The sequence below is a fragment of the Kitasatospora sp. NPDC087315 genome (genome assembly GCF_044744345.1).
Taxonomy (GTDB): Bacteria; Actinomycetota; Actinomycetes; order Streptomycetales; family Streptomycetaceae; genus Kitasatospora.
In genome coordinates, this window is the sequence record NZ_JBIUYD010000022.1 from 25,041 (window position 1) to 50,242 (window position 25,202).

Below are 25,202 nucleotides of genomic sequence, written 5' to 3' on the forward strand. Positions count from 1 at the left end.
ACGGGGGAAGGATCGAGAGAGTGGACGAGAAGCGCACGGTCAGGACCAGCAAGATGCTGTCGCGGATCCTGCGGCACGACCCCGGCCGGGTCGGGATCACCCTGGACGCGGCCGGCTGGGTCCGGGTGGACGTCCTGCTCGCCGCGCTGGCGGCGAAGGGGAACCGGCTGACCAGGGCCGAGCTGGACCACGTGGTGGAGACCAACAACAAGCGCCGGTTCGCCTACTCCGAGGACGGTCTCTCGATCCGCGCCAGTCAGGGGCACACGGTGGCGGTCGACCTCGGTCTGACCGCCACCGAGCCGCCGGCGGTGCTGTACCACGGCACCGCCACCCGGAGCCTCGACCCGATATTCCACGAGGGCCTGCGCCCGATGGCCCGGCAGGACGTCCACCTCTCGGCGGACACCGAAACGGCCACCAGGGTCGGCGCCCGGCACGGCCGCCCGGTGGTCCTGACCGTGGACGCGGCGGCGATGGCGGCGGCCGGCCACGAGTTCCGGGTCAGCGCCAACGGCGTCTGGCTCACCGCCGCGGTACCGCCCGAGTACCTCGGCCGGCTCCGCCAGGACGCGCCCCTCCGCCCCGGTCTCGTCGGCGGCCCCGGCGCGGCGTACCGTGAGGAGGCCGCGCGGCGAGACGCGCGGGTGCCTGGACGAGGACGGTAGGACATGGGCAAGAGCGCCGGCGATGGAGAGGTCTACCGGATCACGGGTGCGCGCAGCAGCCTCACCGAGGACGTCCGCGGGCGGCAGCGGCGCTATGTGGCCTCGATGCTGCTGCGCACCGTCTGCGTGCTGCTGGCGGTGGTCCTGTGGGACGTCCAGCGGGTGCTGGCGTTCGTCGCGCTGGCCGGCGCGGTCCTGCTGCCGTACTTCGCGGTGCTGATCGCCAACGCGGGCCGGGAGAAGGCGCCTGGACTGCCGAGCACCTTCGACGTGCCGGCCGGCACCCCGCTGATGCTCGGTCCCGGCGGTCAGGGTGGGGCGGGTGCGACGCATGGTACGCCCGGTGCGAAGGGCGATCCCACCGATTCTTCACAGGACTTGAGCCGACTGCCCGTTTTGCTCTGGTATCCAGCAATTGCCTTAGAGGAAAGCTCAAAAGAAGCTCAGATTAATCATGCAAGACCTCCCCTTAAGCCACCCCTACCGTGACATACTGCGTACGCGCTCCGCATCCCCCGTCGGAGCGACGGACCGACGCCGGGCGGCTCCCCCCGTGGCTGCCCGGCGTCGCCATGCCCGGATCCGGGTGGCGCCCCGCGTGGCGTACGGGCGGCCTCGGGCCGCGAACGGGGGCGTGCCGGGCGCGTGACAGACTGGCGGTACAGACGACCCGCCTACCGCTGAGGACGGCCCCGATGGACTCCCCGCAGACGCAGACGCCGGTCTGCTCCGCCAAGGGCTGCCGGGCGGACGCCCGCTGGGTGCTGGTCTGGAACAACCCCAAGCTGCACACCCCGGACCGCCGCAAGACCTGGCTGGCCTGCGAGGAGCACCGCGAGCACCTGTCCCAGTTCCTCGGTGTGCGCGGCTTCCTCAAGGAGGTCGTCGCCTTCGCCGACTGGACCCCCGAGAGCACCGGGAACACCGGGGACGAGCAGGCCCGGCCCCTTCCGTAGGCACCCTGGGCCACGCCCTACCCGCCGATCGCCGACATCGGCCGATCGGGCTGGAGGAACTCGGGGTTGTCGATCCCGGCACCGGCCTTCTTGCCCCACATCGCCGCGCGCCACAGCGCCCCGATCTCGGCGTCGTCGGCGCCCGAGCGCAGGGCGGTCCGCAGATCCGTCTCCCCGGTCGCGAACAGGCAGTTGCGCACCTGGCCGTCGGCGGTCAGCCTGGTCCGGTCGCAGGCGCGGCAGAACGGGCGCGTGACGGAGGCGATCACGCCCACCCGGCCGGGGCCGCCGTCCACCAGCCAGCGCTCGGCGGGTGCCGCGCCCCGCCGGACCGAGGGCTCGGGGGTGAGCGCGAAGCGGGCGGCGAGCCGCTCCAGGATCTCCTCGGCGGTGACCATCGACGTGCGGTCCCAGCCGTGCTGCGCGTCCAGCGGCATCTGCTCGATGAACCGCAGCTCGTACCCGCGCTCCAGGCACCAGGCGAGCAGCTCCGGCGCCTCGTGGTCGTTGACCCCGCGCATCAGGACGGCGTTCAGCTTGACCGGCGCCAGCCCGGCGGTCTCGGCGGCGGCCAGCCCGTCCAGGACGTCCTGGTGCCGGTGGCGGCGGGTGAGGGTGTGGAAGGTGTCCGGGTCGAGGGTGTCGAGCGAGACGTTGACCCGGTCCAGCCCGGCGGTGCGCAGCGCCTCGGCGGTCCGGGCGAGGCCTATCCCGTTGGTGGTGAGGGAGAGTTCGGGGCGCGGTTCGAGCTCGGCGCAGGCGGCCACGACGGCGACCAGTCCGGGCCGCAGCAGCGGCTCGCCACCGGTGAAGCGGACCTCCCGGACGCCGAGGTCACGGACGGCGAGGGCGATCAGCCGGACGATCTCCTCGTCGGTGAGCAGGTCGGGCTTGGCCAGCCACTGCAGGCCCTCCTCGGGCATGCAGTAGGTGCAGCGCAGATTGCACCGGTCGGTGAGGGAGACCCGCAGGTCGACGGCGCGGCGGCCGAAGGTGTCGAGCAGCACGGCGGTCCCTTCCGGAGAATGCGGCCGGCCCGGCCACCGTCACGGCGGGGCCGGGCCAGCCTAGTCATCGCCCGGCTGTCAGTGGGCGCCCAGTCCGGTCAGCGACCGAACCTCCAGTTCAGCGTACTTCGCCGGATCGGCGCGTTCCTTCGAGAGGAGGGTGGCGACCCAGCCCGCCAGGAAGCCGACCGGGATGGAGACCAGGCCGGGGTTCTCCAGCGGGAACCAGTGGAAGTCGTGGTTCGGGAAGAGCGAGGTCTTGGCGCCGGAGACGACCGGCGAGAAGAGCACCAGCACCACCGAGGTGACCAGCCCGGCGTAGACCGAGCTGACCGCGCCGGTGGTGGTGAACCGCTTCCAGAACAGCGAGTAGAGCAGGGTGGGCAGGTTGGCCGAGGCGGCCACCGCGAACGCCAGGGCGACCAGCGCGGCGGTGTTGAGCTTGCCCGCGAAGAGACTGAGCACGATCGCGACCGCGCCGATCGCGACGGCGGCCCATTTGGCCGAGCGCACCTCCTCCTTCTCGCTGGCCCGGCCGCGCCGGATGACGTTGGCGTACAGATCGTGCGCGAAGGAGGCCGAGGAGGCCAGGGTGAGTCCGGCGACCACCGCGAGGATGGTGGCGAACGCGACGGCGGAGATCACCGCCAGCAGGATCGCCCCGCCGGTGGAGCCCGCACCGCCGCCGAGTTGCTCGGCGAGCAGCGGGGCGGCGGTGTTGCCGGAGGACTTGGTGTCCTCGATAGCCTTGTGGCCGACCAGCGCGGCCGCGCCGAAGCCGAGCGCCAGGGTCATCAGGTAGAAGGCGCCGATGATGCCGATCGCCCAGAGCACCGACTTCCGGGCCGCCTTGGCGGTGGGCACCGTGTAGAAGCGGACCAGGATGTGCGGGAGTCCGGCGGTACCGAGCACCAGGGCGATCCCCAGGCTGATGAAGTCGAGCTTGCTGGTGCCGGTGGCGCCGTACTTCAGCCCCGGTTCGAGGAAGGCGGCGCCCTTGCCGCTGGCGTCGGCGGCGGCGCCCAGCAGCGCGGAGGGGTTGAAGTGGTACTTGGCGAGGACCAGCACGGTCATCAGCGCGGTGCCCGCGATCAGCAGCACGGCCTTGACGATCTGCACCCAGGTGGTGCCCTTCATCCCCCCTATCACCACGTAGATCACCATCAGTGCGCCGACGGCGACGACGGTCAGGCGCTTGGCGCCGTCCCCGCTGACGCCGAGCAGCAGCGCCACCAGCGTCCCCGCGCCGACCATCTGGGCCAGCAGGTAGAAGATCGACACCACGATGGTGGAGACCCCGGCGGCGGTGCGGACCGGCCGCTGCCGCATCCGGAAGGCGAGCACGTCGGCCATGGTGAAGCGGCCGGAGTTGCGCAGCGGTTCGGCGACCAGCAGCAGGGCGACCAGCCAGGCGACCAGGAAGCCGATCGAGTAGAGGAAGCCGTCGTAACCGGAGAGCGCGATGGCGCCGGCGATGCCGAGGAAGGACGCGGCGGACATGTAGTCGCCGGAGATGGCCAGACCGTTCTGGAAGCCGGTGAAGCCGCGGCCGCCGGCGTAGAAGTCGGCGGCGTCCTTGGTCTGCCGCCCGGCCCAGACGGTGATGCCGAGGGTGGCCAGCACGAAGAACCCGAAGAGGGTCATCGTCAGGCCGCGGTGCTCGGTGGCGGAGCTGGCGAGCAGGGTCATTCGGCGGCCTCCCGGGGGGCGTGGACCACGGCGCCCTGGGCTTCGCGGATCGCGGCGGCGGGCGGGTCGAGCCGCCGGTCCGCGTAGCGCGCGTACCAGGCCGCGATGGCGAAGGTGGTGACGAACTGCAGCAGCCCCAGCACCAGGGCGACGTTGATGTGCCCGACGACCCTGGTGCCCATCAGGCCGGGCGCGTAGCTGGAGAGCAGGATGTAGAGCAGGTACCAGAGGACGAATCCGATGGTGACGGGGAACGCGAAGCTCCGGAACGAGTGCCGCAGGGCACGGAACTCCCTGCTCTCATCGATGAGTTGGACTTCCGTAGGGACAGTGGTGATCGACGGCGATTCCACTCTGACTCCTCACTCCTTCGGCGTGGCGGTCGCACAGGTGGAACGAGCGGACGTGAGCGGAGTCACAGTCCGGCTGCGCGCCGCGCAATGCTAGGAGGGTCGCACCCGCCCCGGAAGGGTTTGACCGTGTTCAGCCGACCATTCACCCCCTCGTGCTGCCCAATTGGCCGAAAACCATCACTTCCGGGCATGCGAAAGGGCGGCACCGGCCTGCGGTGCCGCCCCTGGTGACGCCGGATCAGAAGGCGATCCGCACCTTGAGGGCGGAGCGGTCGTCCATCGCCCGGTAGCCGTCCGGGACGCCGTCCAGGTCCACCGTGCGGTCGAAGACCAGCCCGGGCTCGATGGCGCCGGAGAGAACGTCGGGCAGCAGCTCGGGGATGTAGGCGCGGGCGGGGGCGACACCGCCGTTGAGCGAAACGTTTCGGCCGAACATCTGACCGATGTCCACGCCCGCGCTGCCGCCGTGCGGCACACCGACGTAGCCGACCGCGCCGCCGTCCCGGGCGATCGAGACCGCGGTGCGCATCGACTCCTCGGTGCCGACGGCCTCCAGCACGGCGTGCGCGCCCTGGCCGCCGGTCAGCTCCTTGACCGCCTCGATCCCCGCCTCGCCGCGCTCGGCCACCACATCGGTCGCGCCGAAGCGGCGGGCCAGGTCGGTCCGGGCGGTGTGCCGGCCGAGCGCGATGATCCGGCCCGCACCGAGCCGGCGCGCGGCCAGCACGCCGCACAGGCCCACCGCACCGTCGCCGACCACCGCGACGGTGGACCCCGGCCGCACCCTGGCCGAGACCGCCGCGTGGTGCCCGGTGGCCATCACGTCGGAGAGGGCGAGCAGGTTGGGCAGCAGCTTCTCGTCCGCCGCCGCCTCCCTGGGCAGCCCCACCAGCGTGCCGTCGGCGTACGGGACGCGCACCGCCTCGCCCTGACCGCCGTCCGAGCCGACCTGGCCCCAGAAGCCGCCGTGCGGACAGGAGGTCTGCAGACCCTCGCGGCAGAACTCGCAGGTGCCGTCCGACCAGACGAACGGGGCCACCACGAGGTCGCCCGGCCTGAAGCCGCGCACCTCGGACCCGGCGTCCTCGACCACGCCGAGGAACTCGTGCCCGATCCGCTGCCCGGCCGTCCGCGCGGCCACACCCCGGTACGCCCACAGGTCGCTGCCGCAGATGCAGGCGTTCACCACCCGGAGGACGACATCGGTGGGCTGCTGGATCACCGGGTCCGGTACGTCCTCGATCCGGATGTCGTTGGGGCCGTGGATCACGGTGGCGCGCATGAGGGTTCGTCCTTCGCAGAGGCCGTCGCCGGGGGTGGCGAACGACCGGGAGATATTCGACCGGATGTACGACGAATACGTCGACCACTCTATTCCGGCCCGTCCGCCACCTCATTTCGACCGGACCCGGCCCGGACGGCGCTTATTCTGTTTGACCATGCATGCGATCCAGCCCGAGACGTACGGCGCGCCGCGGACCGTCCCCGTCCCCGCCCAGCGCTCCGCCGCCCCCACCGAGGGCTTCGCGGTGGTCGACGTCGAGACCACCGGCCTCGGCCGCTCGGACCGTGTCATCTCGGCGGGCGTCTACCAGCTGGACCCCGACGGCGAGGTCACCGACCACTGGTACACCCTGGTCAACCCCGAGCGGGACCCGGGACCGGTCTGGATCCACGGCCTGACCGACGAGCTGCTCGCGGACGCCCCGACCTTCCCGCAGATCGCCGGGGCACTCGCCGAGCGGCTGCGCGGCCGGGTGCTGGTCGCCCACAACGCGCTCTTCGACTGGAACATGATCTCCCGCGAGTTCTCCCGGGCCGGCCTGCACGCCCCGGTGGACCAGCGGCTCTGCACCATGGTCCTCTCCCGCGACCTGCGGCTCCCGCTGCCCAACGGCAAACTGTCCTCGCTCGCCGCCTACTTCGGTGTCCAGCAGCGCCAGGCGCACAACGCCCTGGACGACGCCCGGGTGCTCGCCGAGGCCTTCCGCCCCAGCCTGCACCTGGCCCGCCAGGGGGGCGTCCCACTGCCGCTGCAGGCCTGCGTGGCCGTCACCGACCTCGGCGAGGACGAGCCCGCGGCGCCCGGCCGCGCCTCCTGGACCGGCTCCTCGTACCGCCAGGCCAGGAAGCGCCCGCCGTGCCCGTACCCCAACCCGGGGCGCTGGGAGGACGGCAAGCCGCTGGTGCAGGGCATGCGGGTGGCGATCACCGGCGACACCGCCACCGACCGCGAGCTGCTGGAGGACCGCGCGGTGGAGGCCGGCCTGCACATCGCCACCTCGGTGAGCCGGCTCACCAGCCTGCTGGTCACCAACGAGCCCGGCAGCTGGAGCGGCAAAGCCCGCAGGGCCCGCGAGGTCGGCACCCCGGTGGTCACCGAGGACGCCTTCCTCCAGTTGCTGCGCGAGGTCGCTCCGCACCCCGGTGCGTGATCGCGCCGTGAGGTGGGCGTACCGTGCCCGTGTGTACCGTTTTCTGCTCTCCCGGCGCTGGCTGATCACCCTGCTGATCGCCCTGCTCCTGATCCCCACCACGATCAGGCTGGGGTTCTGGCAGCTGCACCGCCACGAGGCGCGGGTGGACCGCAACGAGCTGATCACCCAGGCCCTCACCGACCGGCCGGTCCCGTTCGACACCCTGTCGGCGACGCCCGGTTTCACGGTGCCCAAGGACCTGACGTGGCGCGCGGTGACGGCCACCGGGCAGTACGACCCGGCGCACGAGTTCGTGGTCCGCAAGCGGACCGACTCCAGCGGGGACAAGATCGGTTACTTCGTGATCACCCCGCTGGCGCTCGCCGACGGCAAGGGCACCGTCCTGGTCAACCGCGGCTGGGTGCCGTCCGGCGACTCCGCCACCGCCTACCCGCCGGTGCCGACCGCGCCGGCCGGCGAGGTCGCCCTCACCGGCCGGCTGCGTGCCGACGAGACCGCGGCCGGCAGCGGTATCCGCGACCGGGCCGGCCTGCCCGACCGGCAGTTCAACCTGATCAGCACCGAGCAGCAGGCCAAGGAGACCGGTGCCACCCTCCTCGGCGGTTACCTGGAGCTCACCGACACCGCCCCGGCCCCCGGCGACCAGCCCCAGCTGCTGCCCGAGCCCAACCACTCCGACATCGGCCCGCACATGGCGTACGCGATCCAGTGGTGGCTGTTCACCGCGATGATCCCGGTCGGTCTCTGGGTGATCGTCCGCCGCGAGGCCAGGGATCGCGCCAAGGAGGCCGCCGAGGCCGAGGTGCCGCCGGTGGCCGTACCGGCCTGACCTCCGGCGGCCCCGCCGGAGCCCGCTCAGAGCACGTCGTCCAGCTCCCGCAGCAGCCGGGTCTTGGCCCGGGCACCGACCACGGACTTCACCGGCTGCCCGTCCCGGAACACCATCAGCGTCGGCATCGACAGCACCCCGTACGCCGCCTGCGTCTGCGGATTGCTGTCCACGTCCAGCTGGACCACGGTCATCCGGTGCCCCTCCTCGCGGGCCAGGTCGGCCAGCACCGGCGCCATCATCCGGCACGGCGGGCACCAGTCCGCCGTGAAGTCCACCAGCACCGGCCCCTCGGCCGCCAGCACCTCGGCCGCGAACGTCTCGTCCGTGACCGCCGGCACCCCTGTGATCTGCACCATCGTCTACGTCTCCTTCCAATCGGTCGCCAACTCGCAGAGCGGCGCCTGCCCGGCCCCGGCCGCCAGCTCGTCCCGGGCGAGCTCCGCCCGGGAGAACTGCTCGGCCACCTGCGCACGGACCTCCTGGAGCCGGGCGATGCACTCGTCCAGCTCGGCCAGCTTGCGCCGGTAGACCTCCAGCGAGGCCGGGCAGGAGTCCCCCTCCGGGTGACCGGCCTGCAGGCACTCCACGAACGGCCGGGTCTCCTCCAGCCCGAAGCCGAAGTCCTGGAGGGTGCGGATCTGCCGGAGCAGCCGCAGATCGTCCTCGCCGTAGGCGCGGTAGCCGTTGCCGGCCCGCCGGGCGGGCAACAGCCCGAGCTGCTCGTAGTACCGCAGGGCCCGGGTGGTCGTCCCCGCCCGCCTCGCCAGCTCGCCGATCCGCATGACCGCACCGCTCCTTCCGGCCGCCGTCCGAACGCCGCCGTGAACGACGGTAGACCTTGACGCCGACGTCAAGGCCAGCCCCCGGGGTCACTCCCCCGGAACGCCGGCCCGGCGGGCCCCTACCCGCCCGCTGCCGCCACCCGGCAGGATGGGGGCATGGATCTTGGACTGAAGGACAGGGTGTACGTGGTCACCGGCGCCACCCGGGGCCTCGGCCTCGCGGCCGCCCGGGAGCTGGCCGCCGACGGTGCCCGGGTGCTGGTCAGCGGCCGGGGCAAGGAGTCGGTGGCGGCGGCAGTCGCCGAACTGGACGCGCTCGGCGGCCGGGGGGCCGCACACGGCCTGGTGGCCGACAACGCCGACCCGGCCACCGCCGCCCGGCTGGTGACGGAGGCCGCCGAGCACTTCGGCCGGCTGGACGGCGTACTGATCAGCGTCGGCGGCCCGCAGGCCGGCCCGGTCTCCACCGCCGCCGAGGAGGCCTGGCGCGACGCCTTCGAGTCGCTCTTCCTCGGCGCCCTGCGGATCGCCCGGGCGGCGGCCGACGCACTCGGCGCGGGCGGTGTGATCGGCTTCGTGCTCTCCAGCTCGGTCCGCCAGCCCATCCCCGGCCTCGGCATCTCCAACGGCCTGCGCCCCGGCCTGGCGATGGCCGCCAAGTCGCTCGCCGACGAGCTGGGGCCGCGCGGCATCCGGGTGGTCGGCCTGCTCCCGGCCCGGATCGACACCGACCGGGTCCGCGAACTCGACGCCCTCGGCGGCGACCCCGAGGCCGCCCGCACCCACCACAGCGCCGCCATCCCGCTCGGCCGGTACGGCACCCCGGAGGAGTTCGGCAAGGTCGCCGCCTTCCTGCTCTCCCCCGCCGCGTCCTACCTGACCGGCGTCATGGTCCCGGTCGACGGCGGCGCCCTGCGCGGCCTCTGACGTGACCGAAAGGGGGCGGCCCACGCCACCCCCTCCGGTCACCGGACCCGTGGCTGTCTGCGCCGGCCTCGGCGGCGCGGCTCGGTGTGCTTCGCCCGCAGCACCCGGACGCGGAGGTCGGCCCGCAGCGCGGTCAGCCCGAGGCTGGCCGCGGCGTCCGCGCGCGGACCGGTGTCGAAGTGCTCGACCAGCGCCGCCGGGTCCCCGCCCGGGGTCAGCCGGACGGCGCCGCGCAGCCGCGGCCCACCCGGCGCACGCACCAGCCGGACGCCTGCCCGCTCGACCTCGGGGAGCACCACCGTGCCCGTCTCCAGCGCGTCCTCCAGCGCGTGGGTCCGCAGCCGCAGCCGCAGCCCGGGCGCGCCGGGCGTGGGGACGTCGATGCTCGCCGGGCCGCTGCGCCGCAGCTGGGCGAAGAGCCACCAGATCATGCCGGCCACCAGGACGGTCAGTCCGCCGATCACGGCGGGCCACCACCAGGAGGCGTCCACCCAGCGGGTCCGGGTGCGGACGCTGACCACCGGCTGGTCCGGCGAGGTGAGCGGCCACCACGACGGCGGATCCACCCCGAGCCGCCCGTACAGGTCGAGCCCGCCGGCCAGCACCAGCACCCCGACCGCCAGCAGCACCACCCCGGCCACTCCCAGCAGCACCCGGTTCACGGTGGACCGGCTCATCCGTCGGCTCCTCTCTCCGCCCGTACGCCGCTCATCCGCCCGCTCCGCGCGTTCCGGACCCCGGACGGTCCGCCCGGACGTCGAGCCGCAGCGGCCGGGCCAGGGTCACCCGCGCCAGCTCCTCCCGCAGCCGGGCCTGGACGAAGGCCGGATCGGCGGGACCCACCAGGGTGACCCGGACCCGGCGGCGGTTGATCCGGATCACGATGTGCTCGACACCCGGCAGCCCGGCGGCGCGGTCGGCCAGCAGATGGCCCACCCCGGCGCGGTCGATGGCGGCGGCGGTCTCACCGTGCGGCCGCAGCGCGAGCCAGCGGCGCAGGCCGGGCGCGAAGGCGAGCCAGAGCAGCCGACCGCCGAGCAGGGCGGCGGCTCCGGCACCGATCAGCACCCAGAGGTCGTCCAGGTGCCGGGTGGCCAGCTCGTCGGCGGTCTCGGCGCGCCACCGGAGGGCGGGGTGCCCGGTGCGGACGGCGACCACGTCGTAGAGCAGCGCCCCGGCGATCACCAGGACACCGGTGGCGACCAGCGCGGCGGCGGCCGTCCGCGCGGACCGCGGCCGGGGCACCCGGGCCGCGACGGTCCGTGGCTCGCTCGGCGCCCCGGTGGACGGCTCGGTGGGCGGCTCGGTGGGCGGGCCCGGCTCGGCCGCCCCCTCCGACGGTGTCCCGGGCGTCTGCTCGGTCATGCGCGGCCCCCGGTCACCAGCCGCTCGACGACCACCACCACCCCGGCCACCCTGGTCCCGGTCAGCCCGCCGACCTGCGCGGCGATCCGCTCGCGCACGGCCCGGGCGAGCGCCGCCAGGTCGGCGGGGAAGGGCAGTTCGACGGCGACCCGGACGGTGACGGTGCTGCCCGGCGTGGAGACGGACACCCTGGGCGGCCTGCCCCGCTCCGCCCGGCCGTGCCACGCCTCGGTGAGCGCCTCGCGAGCGGCCCGGGCGGCGATCCGGGCGTAGACGCGGTCGGCGACCCGCAGCCGGCCCCGGGCGCCGGGGTCACGGGGGGAGGTGGTGGCGAGGGCCGCCATCAGCGGCGCCGGTCGCGGCCGCGCAGCAGGTCGCCCAGGTCACCGAGCTCTATGTCGCCCTCCAGCAGTCGCCCGACCACGAAGCCGACCAGCCCGAGCGCGGCCACCAGCAGGAAGGCCGCGAACCCGCCGAAATATCCGGCGAAGCCCAGGGCCATACCCACCACCAGGCCGACGATGGCCAGGTTCATCCGCTCCTCCTCGTCCTCCGCCGCCGGCCGGGTCCGGCCGGTCGGGCTACTTCAGCTTGGGCCGCTGGCCGGAGGAGAGGGTCTCCTCTTCCTCCTCCTCGACGTCCGGTTCGTCGGGGAGATGGACGTCGTTGACGGCGATGTTGACCTCGACGACTTCGAGGCCGGTCATCCGCTCGACCGAGTCGATGATGTTCTCCCGTACCTGGCGGGCCAGTTCGGGGATGACCACGCCGTACTCGACGACCAGGGCGATGTCGATGGCGGTCTGCTTCTCGCCGACCTCGGCCTTGATGCCGCGTCCGATGCTGGACTTGCCGCCCGGCACCCGGTCGCGCATCGCGCCGAAGGTGCGGGAGAGACCCGAGCCGAGGGCGTGGATGCCGGAGACCTCGCGGGCGGCCATACCGGCGATCTTCTCCACCACGCCGACGGCCAGCGCGGTGCGTCCGCGCTCGCTCGCCGACCTCTTCCCCTCGGCGAGCGAGGAGGACGAGGAGGACGAGGCCGAGGAGGCGGCGGCGGAGGGGTTCTTGTGCAGCGTGGCGGGCGTCGGAGTGTCAGGCATGAGCGCTTCTCCCGTCGTACGGCCATAGCTATATCCCGAATCACTCCAACTCTGGCATTTCGCCACGATTCCCGCCCCCGGAACGGCGGCCGGCCGGCCCGGGGAACGCCGAGGGCCCGGCCCCCCGGGATCGCCCCCGGAGCCGGGCCCTGTCCGCTCGGTGGGCGTCAGTCGCCGAGGCCGGCCAGATCGCGCAGGCGACGGGCCTGCGCCACCCGTTCGGCCGAGCGCTGCTCGTCGTACGAGCGCCCGCCCGCGCCCTGGAACAGGGCCTTGGTCTCGATGACGGCGTCCCGCGGCGCGGCCAGCAGCGCGGCGGCGAGATCGCGGGCGGTGGCGTCCAGCTCGGCGGCGGGGACGGCCAGGTTGGCCAGCCCGGTGGCGGTCGCCTCCTCGGCGCCGACCCAGCGCCCGGTGACGCAGATCTCCAGCGCCCTGGCGTAGCCGACCAGTTCGGTGAGCGGCTTGGTGCCGGCCAGGTCGGGGACGAGGCCGAGCGAGGTCTCCTTCATGGCGAACTGGACGTCGTCGGCGACCACTCGCAGGTCACAGCCGAGGGCGAGCTGGAAGCCGGCGCCGACGGCGTGGCCCTGGACGGCGGCGATCGAGACCAGGTCGGGGCGGCGCCACCAGGTGAAGGCCTCCTGGTAGGAGGCGATGGTGTCGTCGAGGTCGCGGTCCGCGGCGGCGGCCAGCTGGAGGAAGGTGCGCTCGCCGGGGATGCCCTCGGGGGTGAACATCGCGCGGTCCAGGCCGGCGGAGAAGGAGAGGCCCTCGGCGCGCAGCAGCACCACCCGGACCTGACCGGGCAGCTGCCGGCCCACGGACGCCAGGGCGCGCCACATCGCGGGCGACTGGGCGTTACGCCGTTTGGGCTGACAGAGGGTGACGGTGGCGAGCGCGCCGTCGATCTCCAGACGGACGCCGTCCTGCTCCCAGCTCGGGGCCTGCGGGTCGGTGGCGGGGGCGGTCATGCGGGGACCTCCGGTGGCGAGGGACGTGGCTACCGGAGAGTAACAAAACTGGCGGCGCAGCGGCAGACGCCGGCGCGGAAAGATCGGGACGCCGGGACGGACGCCACCGCGGACATGACGATCGGCGGCCGGTTCGCTGTGGCCGGGGGCGGGCGATCGATGCCGCCTCCCCGGTCGGCGCCCTGCCGCCGAGTCATCCGCTCATAGAATTGACGGACCGTCAGGAACCAGCCCCGGCAGTAGCTTTGTTCTTGCCACGCGTGGCACCACCGCGGCCCCGGAGGATCACTCCGGACTCGCTCAGCATCCGGTGCACGAAGCCGTACGAACGACCGGTCTCCTCCGCGAGAGCGCGAATGCTCGCCCCGGAGTCGTACTTCTTCTTGAGATCGGCCGCGAGCTTCTCACGCGCGGCACCGGTCACCCGGCTGCCCTTTTTCAGAGTCTCGGCCACCCGTGCCTCCTCGTAGCGTTGCTCGGTCAGATTCCCATGATCACCCATCCACAGCGTCCTGGCCACCCATTCGACAAGGTCGATGTCGGGAATGCGCGGTCCGTCGGTGGTGATCCGAGCGCACAAGGGCGCTCACGCAGAGTGCACGCCCCCGGGGCGATACCGCCGTCCGGAGCGAAACGGCTGATCAGCAGCGTCGGCCCGACCACGATCGAGTGGCGGGCCGACAGGAGCTACTCAAACGGAATGCCGGACCTCTTCATTCCCGGACACGCCGTAAGGACTAGTTTTTCTGGTCCAAAAAGCGGAGGAGGTGTCTACCGCCGGTCAGGCGAGCGAGACCAGATCGGCGTACGCCGGGCTCCACAGGTCCTCCACACCGTCCGGCAGGAGGATGATCCGCTCCGGCTGGAGCGCGTCGACCGCGCCCTCGTCGTGGGTGACCAGCACGACCGCGCCGCTGAACTCGCGCAGCGCGCCGAGGATCTCCTCGCGGCTGGCCGGGTCGAGGTTGTTGGTGGGCTCGTCGAGCAGCAGCACATTGGCACTGGAGACCACCAGCGCGGCCAGCGCGAGCCGGGTCTTCTCGCCGCCGGAGAGCACCCCGGCGGGCTTGTCGACGTCGTCGCCGGAGAACAGGAACGAACCGAGGATCTTGCGGATCTGCACCAGGTCCGTGTCCGGCGCCGAGGAGCGCATGTTCTCCAGCACCGTGCGGTCCGGGTCCAGGGTCTCGTGCTCCTGGGCGTAGTAGCCGATCTTCAGGCCGTGGCCCGGGACGACCTCGCCGGTGTCCGGCTTCTCCACCCCGGCCAGCATCCGCAGCAGGGTGGTCTTGCCGGCGCCGTTGAAGCCCAGCACGACGACCCGCGAACCGCGGTCGATCGCCAGGTCGACATCGGTGAAGATCTCCAGCGAGCCGTACGACTTGGACAGGCCGCTGGCGGTCAGCGGGGTCTTGCCGCAGGGCGCCGGGTCCGGGAAGCGCAGCTTGGCGACCTTGTCGTTCATCCGGACCTGCTCCAGCCCGGAGAGCAGCTTGTCCGCGCGGCGGGCCATGTTCTGCGCGGCCACCGTCTTGGTCGCCTTGGCGCGCATCTTGTCCGCCTGCGCGTTGAGGGTGGCGGCCTTCTTCTCGGCGTTGGCCCGCTCGCGCTTGCGGCGCTTCTCGTCGTCCTCGCGCTGCTGCTGGTACTGCTTCCAGCCCATGTTGTAGACGTCGATCGCGGAGCGGTTGGCGTCCAGGTAGAACACCTTGTTGACGACCGTCTCGACCAGGTCGACATCGTGCGAGATCACGATGAAGCCGCCCTTGTAGGTCTTCAGGAAGTCCCGCAGCCAGACGATCGAGTCGGCGTCGAGGTGGTTGGTGGGCTCGTCGAGCAGCAGCACGTCGGAGTCCGAGAAGAGGATCCGGGCCAGCTCGACGCGGCGGCGCTGGCCACCGGAGAGGGTGTGCAGCTGCTGGCCGAGGATGCGGTCCGGCAGGCCCAGGGCGGCGGCGATGGTCGCGGCCTCGGCCTCGGCGGCGTACCCGCCCTTGGTGAGGAACTCGGTCTCCAGGCGCGCGTACTTCTTCATCGCGTTTTCCTGGGTGGCGCCCTTGCCGTTCGCCATCCGGTCCTCGTTCTCGCGCATCTTCCGCAGCACGGTGTCCAGACCGCGCGCGGAGAGGATGCGGTCCTTGGCGAGGACGTCGAGGTCGCCGGTGCGGGGATCCTGCGGGAGGTAGCCGACCTCGCCGGAGCGGGTGACCGTACCCGCGGCCGGCATGCCCTCGCCGGCCAGCACCTTGGTGAGGGTGGTCTTGCCGGCGCCGTTGCGCCCGACCAGACCGATCCGGTCGCCCGGGGCGACCTTGAAACTGGCGGACTCGATCAGGATCCGGGCACCGGCGCGCAGCTCAAGGGCGTTGACGGAAATCATGGCTGGGGACTACTCCTGGGACGTGGGCGGGCGCCTGGGCATGGCCCGGGGCCGGGCAGCGGGAAGGGCTTCGTCGGTGATCGGCGGACCGCACGGGGGCGGCGCCGCTCGCCCGCTAGTGCCCGGAGAGAACAGCCATGACGGCAAGTCTACCGGGCCGCGCGACACGGCCCCCGGGAATTACCGTGGCGGGGTACCGGGACCGGGGCCGGACCCAGGTCGCCGGACGCGCCCTACGGCTGCGGATCACCCGCCGGGGCCGCGCAGGAACCCTCCGGGCGGACGGCGGCGAACGGCTCCGCCGGGCTGCCGCAGGCCGCCTCGGGGGCCGCCGCCTTGGTGTCGAACACCTTGGGGCCGACGATCGGGCCGTCCGAGATCAGCACCCGGCGGCCGTCCAGCGCCTTCAGCGACACCCCCGGGCCGGCGCTGAGCTGCCAGCCGGTGCTGTCCAGCCGGTAGCCGCTGACGCCGCCGGAGACCGGCTGACCGCCGCCGCTGGTACAGCTGCGCGGGACCAGCACCGCGTAGTCCGTCCCCACCGTGCGCGTCGGGTCGTAGACGCAGTTGCCGGGCGGCTTGGAGTTGTAGCGCAGGTCACCGTCGGCGTCGCGGAGGCCCATGGTCAGGTTGGGGGTGACCACGGCCACCCACGGCGAGGTCTCCTGGACGGTGTACAGCGCGGTGGCGGCCCGCTCCACCGCGAGCTGCTTGCGCTGCTCGTCGGTGCGCTTGTCGGCGCCCGGCTCGCCCTCGCCGCGCAGCCAGTCCGCCAGCCCGGGCACGGCCCGGTGCCAGCGCACCTCGTGGTCACCGGGCCGGACCGAGGTGATCAGGCCGTCGTCCCAGAGCACCACGGCGTTCTCCCCCGCCATCGCCTGGTACAGCGCGGTGGCGCCCTCCCGGCGGTAGGACCAGGCGTGCTCCCCGGTGGCGCGGTTGTACGCCTCCAGGCCCGGGCCCACCCGCAGCTCCAGGTCGGCCGCGCCCGGCGACTGCGCGTTGACCGTGCTGACGCTCGCACCACCGGGCTCGGCCACCCGGTCCCCGAACGGCACCGGCTTGTTGGCATGCGCGGCAGCGCCCGCCACAAGGACCAGCAGCACCGCCAGGGCAGGGAGGATCGATCGGGGGGTGAGTACACGCAGCGGCTTCCAGGACACGGGCGGAGCGTACCTTTCTCCCCCCGCGCGAGTCAGCCGGGCGTGGCCGTGCGCCCGTTCCGCGGACCGCTCGATGGCCGGATCGCACCCCTCGCCCGGTCCCACCCCCGACCTGCGCCGTCGGGCCCCGTCCGGTCGGGGCGCCGGCTCCGCGGGGCGCCCCGGTAGGGCCCCCAGGGCCGCCCGGACTGTTACAGAGGTGATACACGGCCCACTGCGGCAGAAGGCGTTCGAATATCGCCCACTTTAGGGTGACATTCGGCTTTTCCGACGCCCGTTGGGCCTACTGTCTGCGAGCGGGGGACCACGGTCCGTCCATCCCGCACCGCTCCGCGACGCCCGGAGGAAGACCCATGCGATTCGGCCGCCTGGCGCTGGCCGCCGCCTCCCTGCTGCTGCTGACCACGGCCAGTGTCCCGGCCGGGACCCCGCTCAGCCAGACCGAACGGCACACCCTCTCCTCGGACGCCATCCAGCCGCGCGGCGCCGCCACCCGCCCGGCCGTCCAGCGGGCCGGGCACGAGCCGCCGTTCGGGGCCTTCGTCGGTTCCTGGGACACCTACATCCCGCAGATCGACCACTTCGCGAAGTGGCTGAATGACGCCAATCTGCAGGTCGGCCACACCTATCTGGCCGGAAACAGCTGGGCGGACGTCGAGGGCGAGGCCATGGTGCTCGGCATGTGGTCGCAGTGGCGGCTGGCGGACCCGGCCCGGATGCTCGTGCTCGGCGTGCCGATGCTGGTGCCCAGCGAGGCGAACGTGCCGGACGGCGAGGTGGCCAGGCTGCTCGGCCAGGGCGTACAGGGGGACTTCGACGGCCACTTCCTCAAGCTCGCCCGCCGTCTGGTCGCGCTGGGCGGCGCCGACGCCGTGCTCACCCTCGGCTGGGAGATGAACGGCGTCACCTACACCCACCGCTGCAAGCCCGACCCGACCGCCTGGAAGGCGTACTGGCGGCGGATCGTCGGGGTGATGCGCTCGGTGCCCGGGCAGCGGTTCCGCTTCGACTTCACGCCCAACCGGGGGCTGGACGCCATCCCGTGGACCAGGTGCTACCCGGGCGACGACGTCGTGGACATCATCGGCATGGACAGCTACGACCAGCCGGCCGGCGCCACCTTCGACGACTACGTCCGCGAGCCATACGGGCTGCAGGACCAGGTGGAGTTCGCCGCCAAGCGCGGCAAGCCCGTCTCGTACCCGGAGTGGGGGCTGTTCCGCAACGGGGACAACCCGGAGTTCGTGCAGCGGATGGTGGAGTGGATGCGCACCCATGACACCAGCTACCAGACGGTCACCGACTACTGTCCGCACGGGTTCTGGCAGTGCGACCGGAACCCGCGGTCCACCGCCCGGTTCCGGCAGCTGATGTCGGGCTCCGTGGGGGCGCCCGCCACGGCGCCCCCGAGCACCACCCCGGTGCCGGGCCCGCGCTGAGCGGGGCCCGGCACCGGGGGCGGCCCGGGCCGGCGGCCGGTTCAGCTCCGGCGGCGCGCCACCAGCGCCTCCTTGAGCCTCGGCAGGCGGGTGGTCAGCACCCGCACCACCGCCTGCCGGGCCCGGACCGAACCGGCCCTGACGGCGGCCGCCGGGGCCGGACCGCGCGGGCCGAACAGCAGCCGCTGGTTGGCCAGCTGGTCCGGCCGCCAGCGCTGCTTGTACGGCTCCTGGCCGCGCAGCAGGCTGAGCACCGGAACGCCCGCGCCGACCGTCTCCTCCAGCGCCGCGCCGAACAGCAGCCCGGCGATGTCCAGCCGCTCGCGCAGCCGCGGGTGCGCGCCGTACAGGTAGAGGCCGCCGAAGGACGGGCAGAGCAGCAGCAGGTTCACCGCGACCAGCTCGTCGTCCAGCCAGTACTGGTGGACGGCGGCGCGGCCGGTGGCGACCAGGCCGGTGGTGGACTCGGTGAGGTGGCGGGCGAACCGCTCGGTCCGGTGCTCCGGGGTGACGCCGCGCTGCTGCCACTGCAGGAAGTGCAGCCGCAGCAGGGCGTCCAGCGCGTCGGGCACGTCCTCGGGCGGCGTCGGGCGGACCTCGACCCCGGCCTCGGCGATCTTGCGCAGCTTCACCCGGGTGCGCTGGGCGGTCTTGCCGGGCACCCGCTTGAGCAGCTGGTCCATCGGGACGGCCGGCAGGTACTGGCAGAGCGAGTCGGCGAACCGGCGCCGGCTGCCCCGCCACTGCTCGAACACCCGCTGCACCGCCGCCTCCGGGTGCACCTCGCGCAGCTCCAGGCTGTGCCAGGGGCGGGTGAGCGGCAGGGCCTCGGCGAACGCGGCGGCGGCGCGGTCGGCGCAGGCGTCGTCGAGCAGGATGTCGGTGAAGTCGATCAGGCCGTCGCCGAGCCCGGTCAGCCCGCCGAGCGGGCCGCCGCGCCGCCGGAAGGCGCCCGCGCCGACCAGCCGGCCGTCCTCGCGGACCAGGACGACCAGCAGCTCGCCGGGGCGGCCGTACTGGCGCCACCAGGAGCACTGCCAGGCGGCGGCCTGGAAGAAGGTGGCCGTCCGGCAGCGGCCGGCCAGATCGTCCCACTCCTCGGCGAGGGTCTCCAGGGCGTCGTCCTCGCGGCGCAGCTCGCTGGTCCAGCGCGGGGTGCCGGTCTGGGCGGGCAGGCCGGTGGCGGCCACCGCCTCGGTGCTCATCGGGGGCTCCCGGCGGCGGTCTTCGGCTCGGCGGGGGCCTGGAGCGCGTAGACCCCGGGCTCGCCGGGTCCGTCCGGGTACGCCTGCGGTGCGGTCTGCGCGGCGCCGGTCCGGGGGCGCGGGGTGGTGACGGACCCGGGCACCGGCGGGGCGGCCGGCACCGGCTCGGCGGGCCGGGGACCGGGCTCGGCCCCGGGGCTGCGGCGGCGGGTCGCCAGCACCAGTGCGCCGATCAGCAGGCCGGCCGCGCCGCCGACCGCGACGTCCAGCCGGGCCGAGGGTGTGGTCGGCTTGCCCGGCTCGGCGGCCGGGGCCAGCGGGACCAGCCGGACGCCGGTCTCCTTGCTGTTGGCGTTGGCGAGGGCGACCAGGGAGCGGGCCACCGCGTCGGCGGTCTCGACGGCCTCCCGCGGCCTGGCCCCCGTCCCGGTGATCTCGATCACCGGGGCGTCCGGGGAGGTGGTCCCGTGCACCAGGGTCTCCAGCTCGGAGAGCCGGTGGCCGGTCTCGGCGGCGGCCGTGCCGAGCACCTGCGGCTGGCCGGCCAGCCGGCCGTACGCCTGGGCGAAGTTGACCGCGACGGCGTTCTCCCCGGGGTTCTGCGGCACCACGACCACGTAGGAGTTGGCGGCGTACGACGGGTGCGCGACGGCGGCGTACCCGGCGCCGGCGGCGGCGCCCAGCGGCACCGCCAGGGCCACCGGCCACCAGCGAAGGGCCAGGGTGCGGACGCTTCGGCGCGATTCGGACATGGGGTGCTCCGTAGGGTGTGGGGCGGTCCGGGGTTGCACGGGCCGCCGGCCGGTCAGGCGGGTGCCAGGCGGTCGTAGAGGGCGCCCAGGTCGGCGGCCACCCGGACGATGTCGTAGTGGCCGACCGCCGGGGGGTGGGGCAGCGGGGCGGTGCTGTGGTCGTTGAGGTGGCGCAGGTCGCGCAGCGCGGCGGTGTACGCGGCGGCCTCGGAGGGGATCCGGCGGGCCTGCGGGGCGGCGGCGGGCGGCAGTTCGTCCAGGGCCGGGCAGGCGCTGTGGCGGACCGGGAGGCCGGCCGCGAGGCCCTCCAGGACGCCGAGGCCGAAGGTCTCCTCGGTCGACGGCGCGGCCAGCACGTCCAGGGCGGTGAGGAGTTCGGGCACGTCGTCGCGTTCGCCGGTGAGCACCAGCCGGTCCCGGACGCCGAGCCGGGCGGCCCGGCGCTCCAGGGCGGCGCGCTCCGGGCCCTCGCCGATCAGCACCAGCCGGGTGCCGGAGTCCACCGCGGCCAGGGCCTCCAGCAGGACGTCGAAGCGTTTGCCGGGCACCAGCCGGCCGACCCCGCCGACCACCCAGCTCCCCTGCGGCAGGCCGAGTTCGGCCCGTACCCGGCGGCGCACGGCGGCCCGTTCGGCGTCCGGCCTGCGGTAGCGGGCGGCGTCGATGCCGTTCGGGATCAGCTCGACCCGGGCCGGCGGCACCCCCCACGCGTACAGGGTCTGGGCGACCTGCCGGGAGACCGCGACGGTGGTGGTGCCGAGCCGCTCGGCGGCCAGGTAGAGGCCCTTGACGCCACGGGTGACCGGACGGCCCTCGATCGCCCCGGCGTGCAGCGAGTGCTCGGTGGCCACCACCGCCCGGACCCCGGCGAGCCGGGCCGCCGGCCGTCCGTAGAGCCCGGCCCGGTAGAGGTGGGTGTGGACCAGGTCGTAGCCGCCGGCGCGGATCAGCCGGACCAGCCGGGGCAGCGCGCCGACGTCCCGGTTGCCGCGCATCGCCAGGTGGTGGACGGTCACCCCGTCGGCGCGCAGCGCGTCGGCGACCGTGCCGGGGTTGGTCAGCGCGGCCACCTCGCAGTGCTGGTGCGCGGGCAGATGCCGCAGCAGCAGCTGGAGTTGGCGTTCGGCGCCGCCGGAGGCGAGGCCGGTGACGATGTGCAGCACCCTCACCGGCCGGCCTCCCGGCGGGTGGCGACGCGGCTGCGGCGCAGTTCGGTGACGGTGTCGCGCAGCCGGTGCCGGCCGCGTTTGGCGCGCAGCCGCCAGGCGCCGTCGCGGTCGCCGACGTAGCAGCGGGGCAGGGCGTAGCGGCCGGTCAGCGGGGAGTGGGCGATGGCGCAGGCGTGGTCGTAGCCGGCGTCGCGGACGGCGAGGGTGGCGGGCAGGTCGACGGCGCCGTACGGGTAGCAGAAGCCGGTGACGGGACCGCCGACGACCTCTTCCAGGGCCCGGCGGCTCTCCCTGGTCTGGGCGGCGAGCACCTCGGCGGGCAGGCCGGGCAGGGCCTGGTGGCCGAGGCCGTGCGAGCCGATCTCCCAGCCGGTGGCGGCGAGTTCGGCGACCTGCCGGCCGGTGAGCAGCTTCTTGCGCGGGCCCTCGGTGTCCCAGTCGTTGTCCCGGCCGAGCAGGTCGGCGACCACGTACGCGGTGGCGGTGAAGCCGTACGCCTGGAGGATCGGCACGGCGTGCCGGGCGAAGTCGGCGTAGCCGTCGTCGAAGGTGAGGCCGACCAGCCGGTCTCCCCGGCCGGCCGCCCGGGCCCGCAGGAGTTCACGGACCGAGACGCCGCGCCGGCCGCGCCGGTGCAGCCAGTCCATCTGGTCGGCGAACCGCTCGGGGCTGACGGTGAGCCGGTACGGGTCCTCCTGCTCGACGGCCACCGAGTGGTACATCAGGATCCACGGGTGGGGGGCGCCCGGGCCGGGCGGTCCGGCGGCGGGGCGGCGGCTTCTCGGCAGCCTCGCCGAGGGGCGGAGGACGTCGGTGCGCGGCGGGTCGGTGCGCGGCGGGTCGGTGCGCGGGCCCGCCGACGCCGGCAGGACGGAACCGCGTACGCCCGGCCGGGCCGGACGGGCGGAACCCCGTTCAACGTCCATGGGAGGGCTTCCCTTCGTCGACGACAGGTGACGGGTTCAGGGCCCGCACGGCGGCGAGGACCGGGCCGCGCACCTCGCGGGCACCGAGGCCGGTGCCGAGGGCGGCGAAGGCCAGCGCCACGGTGAGGCCCCCGAGCAGGGTCGAGAGCAGCGGGTCGGCGGGGAGCCCGGCGACGGCCGCGCCGGCCGCGGCGGCGCCACCGGCGGCGGCCAGCAGCCGGGCATGGCCGCCGAGCACCCGCCGCAGCCGCAGCGCGATGCCCCGCAGGACGAGGCCGCGCAGCAGCAGCACGGCGGTGGTGGTGATGCCGGCGGCGTTCCCGGCGGCGAGTCCGAGGGCGCCGAACCGGGGGGTGGTGAGCAGGCCGACCACGGCGGTGACGGCCAGGCCGAGCACCATGGCGGCGGCCGGGAGCCAGTCGAGCAGCCGGCGTCCGCCGTCCTCGGCGCCCGGCTCGCCGGCCCGGCGGACCACCGGACGCAGCGAGAAGTACGGGCGGATCATCACACCGATCAGTGCCTGGGCGGGCAGGCCGAAGCTGTAGACCCGGATCACGGCGGCGGTGGCGGCGGTGTCCCGTGCGCCGAAGGCGCCGCGTTCGAAGAGCAGGGCGACCGTCGAGGGCGCGCAGGCGAGCAGGAAGGCGGTGCCGAGCAGCACGACCGCGGCGGCCTGGCCGAGGTCCTTCTCGACCCGGTCGCGGGCGGCGGCGAGGTCACCGGCCGCGAGCGCGCGGGCGACCAGCGGGAAGGTGACGGTGCAGATCAGGAGGGCGGCCGTCATGGCGAGCTGGGAGACCTTGGCCGCGTAGTTGAGATGCGAGATGGTGCCGGGCGGCAGGGCCGAGCCGAGGAAGCGCTCGATGAAGACCTGGGCCTGGCGGGTCAGGGTGAAGGCGGCCACCGGGAGCAGGGCGAGCGGGATCAGCACCAGCGAGTCGGCGGGGCGCCGGCCGCGGACGGGGCGGCCGGCGCGCAGCCAGCGCAGGAACGGGCCGACCAGCAGCCCGGCCATCAGCAGACTGCCGGCGGCGACGCCGATCGCGGCGGAGCGCACCCCCCAGAACGCCTGACAGCTCAGCAGGACGCCGAGGATGCCGACGTTGTAGGCGACGTAGATCCCGGCGGGGGCGGTGAAACGGTGGTGGGCGCGGAGCGCGGCGGCGAGGTAGCCGGCCACGCCGAACGGCAGCACGGTGAGCGCGGTGATCCGGGTGCAGCTGACGGCCAGCCCGGGGTCGGCCAGGCCGGGGGCGAGGAACTCGACCAGCCGGGGGGCGCCGAGGGCGGTGCCGAGCGAGAGGGTGCTGAGCGCGAGCAGCAGCCAGGGCAGCGTGGAGCGGACCAACTGCCGTACCGGGTCGGGACCTTCGGGGTGCTCCTCGCGCAGCACCAGGGCCAGGGCGAAGGCGGGCACCATGAGGAAGGACATGGCGTCCTCGATCAGCAGCGGCGCGGCGGTCTCCGGGACGGTCCAGGCGACCAGGAAGGCGTCGGTGCCCTGGTTGGCGCCGAAGTAGCGGGCCAGCAGCAGGTCGCGGAGGAGTCCGAGGGCGGAGCCGGCGGCACTGAGCACGGCCGTGACGCCGAAGGCCTTGGCGAGGAAGCCGCGCCGGGGGGCGGTCGCGGCGCCGCCGGGCCGGGCGGGCCCGGCCGGGGCGGCGGGCCCGCCGGCCGGGGCGGTGCGGGGGGCGGGCAGCGCCGGTGTCAGCGCGGGGCGGTCGGTGGTCACCGGGCGACCGCCCCGGGGGTGCCGGCACGGGCGGTGCGGGCGGCGAGGCCGAGGACGACGGAGGTCAGCACGGTGGTGGTGCCGCCGATGTCGGAGTAGAGGTAGTCGACCAGCACCCAGACCAGCAGGGCGAGGGCGCCCAGCCCGGGCCCGCCGCCCGGCCCTCCCGGGTGGCGCAGGCAGCCGATGAGGAGGCCGAGGAAGAGCGCGGTGTAGGCGACGATGCCGATCAGGCCCTGCTCGCTGAGGACCAGGAAGTACATGTTGTGCGGGGAGAGCAGCGGTTCGCGCTGGAAGCCGATGGTGGCGTCGGCGGCGTCGCTGCCGGAGGAGAGCCGCAGCGGGGCGTGGCTGTCGCGCAGCTGCTGGAAGGCCTTGGGCCCGGCGCCGCCGACCGGGTGGTCCTGCCAGATCCGGGTGGCGGTGGTCCACAGGTCGTAGCGGTCGGAGACCGACTGGTCGGGGGCGGCCGAGACGGAGCCGATGCTGCTGAGCCGGTCGGTGACGCCGGAGGCGCCGAGACCGAGGCCGCCGACCAGGACCACGACGGCGGCGAGGCCGAGTACGGCGCTGCGGGCGGCGAGCCGGGCATCGGCACGCAGCAGCAGGACGACGGCGGCGGCGCCGGTGGCGATCCAGCTGCCCCGGCTGAACGAGACGGCGAGCGGGAAGACGAGGAAGGCGGCGGCCGCGTACATCGCCCGGCGCAGCCGGCGGTCGCCGCCGGGGCCGCGTTCGCCGAGGGCCAGGGCGAGGGCCGCGAGCAGGCCGAAACCGACCACGGTGGACATCGCCATGATGTCGAGCGCGCCGAAGGTGCCGACGGCCCGGATCGGCCTGCCGGTGTAGGAGGCGCCGGTGCCGGTGAGGTACTGGTGGGCGCCGACGGCGCCCTGGATCAGCGCGGCGGCGACGAAGGAGCCGAGGACCAGCCGCTGGTCGGTGCGGTCGCGCAGGGCGCACAGCACGCCGACGGGCACCAGGACGAACACCTGGGTGAGCCGGACGAAGCCGGTGAGGCTGGTGGCCGGGTCGATCGAGCCGACGGTGGCGACGGCGGCGGCGAACACGATCCCGCCGAACAGCGCGCAGGCGGCCGGGCCGAGCACGGGCGCCCGGCCGCGCAGCAGGTGGACGGCGGTGACCGCGACCAGGGCCAGCGAGGCGAGGTCGGCCGCGGTGATGTGGACGGCGGCGGTGACGTCCTTCTCCCCGGTGGGGACGCAGACCAGCAGCACGGTGGCGGCGGCGAGCAGGCTGGGCCGGGCCGCGAGCACCGCGCCCGCCCGGCGTAAGAGCCGGGCGGGCCCGGGGGCGGCGGAGAGGGTGAGGGCCACGGTGG

Annotated in this window: 28 protein-coding genes; 7 read left to right on the plus strand and 21 right to left on the minus strand. The window is 74.2% G+C overall.

The window, feature by feature from the left end; translation table 11 throughout:
• Positions 1-20: 20 nt before the first annotated feature.
• The 3 genes from ACIO5D_RS28210 to ACIO5D_RS28220 all read left to right on the plus strand — a co-directional run bounded on the left by ACIO5D_RS28210 (position 21) and on the right by ACIO5D_RS28220 (position 1,624).
• The gene (locus tag ACIO5D_RS28210; protein ID WP_363607935.1) at positions 21-668 is read left to right on the plus strand and encodes an RNA 2'-phosphotransferase; all 648 of its coding nucleotides are present in this window, start codon (positions 21-23) and stop codon (positions 666-668) included.
• A 3-nt stretch (positions 669-671) separates the two neighbouring features.
• Positions 672-1,157, plus strand: a complete 486-nt coding sequence (locus ACIO5D_RS28215; RefSeq protein WP_400798641.1) for a DUF3099 domain-containing protein — start codon at positions 672-674, stop codon at positions 1,155-1,157.
• A 206-nt stretch (positions 1,158-1,363) separates the two neighbouring features.
• Positions 1,364-1,624 carry a hypothetical protein gene (locus ACIO5D_RS28220; protein ID WP_363607937.1) on the plus strand — a complete coding sequence of 87 codons (261 nt, stop codon included), beginning with the start codon at positions 1,364-1,366 and terminating at the stop codon, positions 1,622-1,624.
• Between the two features lie 17 nt (positions 1,625-1,641).
• On the opposite strand, the gene moaA is transcribed toward ACIO5D_RS28220, so the two are convergent.
• From moaA to ACIO5D_RS28240, 4 genes are all read right to left on the minus strand, one after another.
• Positions 1,642-2,631: a GTP 3',8-cyclase MoaA gene (gene moaA, locus ACIO5D_RS28225; RefSeq protein WP_363607938.1), complete on the minus strand. Its 990-nt coding sequence runs from the start codon at positions 2,629-2,631 to the stop codon at positions 1,642-1,644.
• 78 nt (positions 2,632-2,709) lie between these two features.
• A complete protein-coding gene (locus tag ACIO5D_RS28230; protein WP_363607939.1) occupies positions 2,710-4,320 on the minus strand; it encodes a cation acetate symporter in 1,611 nt (536 codons plus the stop codon).
• Complete coding sequence (locus ACIO5D_RS28235; protein ID WP_400654014.1) at positions 4,317-4,673, minus strand: DUF485 domain-containing protein; 357 nt, start codon at positions 4,671-4,673, stop codon at positions 4,317-4,319. The genes ACIO5D_RS28230 and ACIO5D_RS28235 overlap by 4 nt, the downstream gene beginning before the upstream one ends.
• A 238-nt stretch (positions 4,674-4,911) precedes the next feature.
• On the minus strand, positions 4,912-5,955 hold the full coding sequence (locus ACIO5D_RS28240; RefSeq protein WP_363607941.1) for a zinc-dependent alcohol dehydrogenase family protein: 1,044 nt from the start codon (positions 5,953-5,955) through the stop codon (positions 4,912-4,914).
• 157 nt (positions 5,956-6,112) lie between these two features.
• Here ACIO5D_RS28240 and ACIO5D_RS28245 point away from each other — a divergent pair, with 157 nt between their 5' ends.
• Positions 6,113-7,108, plus strand: coding sequence for a DEDDh family exonuclease (locus ACIO5D_RS28245; protein ID WP_363607942.1), 996 nt, complete (start codon positions 6,113-6,115; stop codon positions 7,106-7,108).
• 31 nt (positions 7,109-7,139) lie between these two features.
• Positions 7,140-7,940 carry an SURF1 family protein gene (locus tag ACIO5D_RS28250; protein WP_400798644.1) on the plus strand — a complete coding sequence of 267 codons (801 nt, stop codon included), beginning with the start codon at positions 7,140-7,142 and terminating at the stop codon, positions 7,938-7,940.
• A 26-nt stretch (positions 7,941-7,966) separates the two neighbouring features.
• On the opposite strand, the gene trxA is transcribed toward ACIO5D_RS28250, so the two are convergent.
• Together trxA and ACIO5D_RS28260 are read right to left on the minus strand one after the other, a co-directional pair.
• Complete coding sequence (trxA, locus tag ACIO5D_RS28255; RefSeq protein WP_363607944.1) at positions 7,967-8,299, minus strand: thioredoxin; 333 nt, start codon at positions 8,297-8,299, stop codon at positions 7,967-7,969.
• A gap of 3 nt (positions 8,300-8,302) precedes the next feature.
• Positions 8,303-8,725 carry a MerR family transcriptional regulator gene (locus tag ACIO5D_RS28260; RefSeq protein ID WP_363607945.1) on the minus strand — a complete coding sequence of 141 codons (423 nt, stop codon included), beginning with the start codon at positions 8,723-8,725 and terminating at the stop codon, positions 8,303-8,305.
• 156 nt (positions 8,726-8,881) lie between these two features.
• On the opposite strand from ACIO5D_RS28260, the gene ACIO5D_RS28265 reads away from it, so the two are divergent.
• Positions 8,882-9,652 carry an SDR family oxidoreductase gene (locus tag ACIO5D_RS28265; protein WP_363607946.1) on the plus strand — a complete coding sequence of 257 codons (771 nt, stop codon included), beginning with the start codon at positions 8,882-8,884 and terminating at the stop codon, positions 9,650-9,652.
• 38 nt (positions 9,653-9,690) lie between these two features.
• Here ACIO5D_RS28265 and ACIO5D_RS28270 read toward each other — a convergent pair whose 3' ends face one another.
• From ACIO5D_RS28270 to ACIO5D_RS28310, 9 genes are all read right to left on the minus strand, one after another.
• Positions 9,691-10,329 (minus strand): alkaline shock response membrane anchor protein AmaP, encoded by a 639-nt coding sequence (locus tag ACIO5D_RS28270; protein ID WP_363607947.1) that lies wholly within the window; start codon positions 10,327-10,329, stop codon positions 9,691-9,693.
• 31 nt (positions 10,330-10,360) lie between these two features.
• Positions 10,361-11,017, minus strand: coding sequence for a DUF6286 domain-containing protein (locus ACIO5D_RS28275; protein ID WP_400798646.1), 657 nt, complete (start codon positions 11,015-11,017; stop codon positions 10,361-10,363).
• On the minus strand, positions 11,014-11,361 hold the full coding sequence (locus ACIO5D_RS28280) for a hypothetical protein (protein WP_363607949.1): 348 nt from the start codon (positions 11,359-11,361) through the stop codon (positions 11,014-11,016). Before ACIO5D_RS28280 ends, ACIO5D_RS28275 begins: the two co-directional genes overlap by 4 nt.
• The gene (locus tag ACIO5D_RS28285) at positions 11,361-11,552 is read right to left on the minus strand and encodes a hypothetical protein (RefSeq protein ID WP_196951007.1); all 192 of its coding nucleotides are present in this window, start codon (positions 11,550-11,552) and stop codon (positions 11,361-11,363) included. Before ACIO5D_RS28285 ends, ACIO5D_RS28280 begins: the two co-directional genes overlap by 1 nt.
• 46 nt (positions 11,553-11,598) lie before the next feature.
• The gene (locus ACIO5D_RS28290) at positions 11,599-12,120 is read right to left on the minus strand and encodes an Asp23/Gls24 family envelope stress response protein (RefSeq protein WP_363607950.1); all 522 of its coding nucleotides are present in this window, start codon (positions 12,118-12,120) and stop codon (positions 11,599-11,601) included.
• A gap of 167 nt (positions 12,121-12,287) precedes the next feature.
• Positions 12,288-13,094 (minus strand): enoyl-CoA hydratase/isomerase family protein, encoded by an 807-nt coding sequence (locus ACIO5D_RS28295; RefSeq protein WP_400798649.1) that lies wholly within the window; start codon positions 13,092-13,094, stop codon positions 12,288-12,290.
• Positions 13,095-13,314: 220 nt separating this feature from the next.
• Complete coding sequence (locus tag ACIO5D_RS28300) at positions 13,315-13,548, minus strand: helix-turn-helix domain-containing protein (protein WP_030059940.1); 234 nt, start codon at positions 13,546-13,548, stop codon at positions 13,315-13,317.
• Positions 13,549-13,875: 327 nt separating this feature from the next.
• The gene (locus ACIO5D_RS28305; RefSeq protein WP_363607952.1) at positions 13,876-15,474 is read right to left on the minus strand and encodes an ABC-F family ATP-binding cassette domain-containing protein; all 1,599 of its coding nucleotides are present in this window, start codon (positions 15,472-15,474) and stop codon (positions 13,876-13,878) included.
• A gap of 233 nt (positions 15,475-15,707) precedes the next feature.
• A complete protein-coding gene (locus ACIO5D_RS28310) occupies positions 15,708-16,637 on the minus strand; it encodes a hypothetical protein (RefSeq protein ID WP_363607953.1) in 930 nt (309 codons plus the stop codon).
• 353 nt (positions 16,638-16,990) lie between these two features.
• Between ACIO5D_RS28310 and ACIO5D_RS28315 the strand changes: the two genes are divergently transcribed.
• On the plus strand, positions 16,991-18,076 hold the full coding sequence (locus tag ACIO5D_RS28315; protein WP_363607954.1) for a glycosyl hydrolase: 1,086 nt from the start codon (positions 16,991-16,993) through the stop codon (positions 18,074-18,076).
• Between the two features lie 41 nt (positions 18,077-18,117).
• Here ACIO5D_RS28315 and ACIO5D_RS28320 read toward each other — a convergent pair whose 3' ends face one another.
• The 6 genes from ACIO5D_RS28320 to ACIO5D_RS28345 are packed head-to-tail and all read right to left on the minus strand — an operon-like array spanning position 18,118 to position 25,197.
• Complete coding sequence (locus ACIO5D_RS28320; RefSeq protein ID WP_400798651.1) at positions 18,118-19,281, minus strand: GNAT family N-acetyltransferase; 1,164 nt, start codon at positions 19,279-19,281, stop codon at positions 18,118-18,120.
• Positions 19,278-20,033 (minus strand): hypothetical protein, encoded by a 756-nt coding sequence (locus ACIO5D_RS28325; protein WP_363607956.1) that lies wholly within the window; start codon positions 20,031-20,033, stop codon positions 19,278-19,280. The genes ACIO5D_RS28320 and ACIO5D_RS28325 overlap by 4 nt, the downstream gene beginning before the upstream one ends.
• 53 nt (positions 20,034-20,086) lie before the next feature.
• The gene (locus ACIO5D_RS28330) at positions 20,087-21,202 is read right to left on the minus strand and encodes a glycosyltransferase (protein WP_400798654.1); all 1,116 of its coding nucleotides are present in this window, start codon (positions 21,200-21,202) and stop codon (positions 20,087-20,089) included.
• Positions 21,199-22,128: a polysaccharide deacetylase family protein gene (locus ACIO5D_RS28335; protein WP_400653997.1), complete on the minus strand. Its 930-nt coding sequence runs from the start codon at positions 22,126-22,128 to the stop codon at positions 21,199-21,201. Before ACIO5D_RS28335 ends, ACIO5D_RS28330 begins: the two co-directional genes overlap by 4 nt.
• A complete protein-coding gene (locus tag ACIO5D_RS28340; RefSeq protein ID WP_400798657.1) occupies positions 22,118-23,860 on the minus strand; it encodes a lipid II flippase MurJ in 1,743 nt (580 codons plus the stop codon). Before ACIO5D_RS28340 ends, ACIO5D_RS28335 begins: the two co-directional genes overlap by 11 nt.
• The gene (locus tag ACIO5D_RS28345; RefSeq protein ID WP_400798660.1) at positions 23,857-25,197 is read right to left on the minus strand and encodes an O-antigen ligase family protein; all 1,341 of its coding nucleotides are present in this window, start codon (positions 25,195-25,197) and stop codon (positions 23,857-23,859) included. Before ACIO5D_RS28345 ends, ACIO5D_RS28340 begins: the two co-directional genes overlap by 4 nt.
• Positions 25,198-25,202 lie beyond the last annotated feature (5 nt).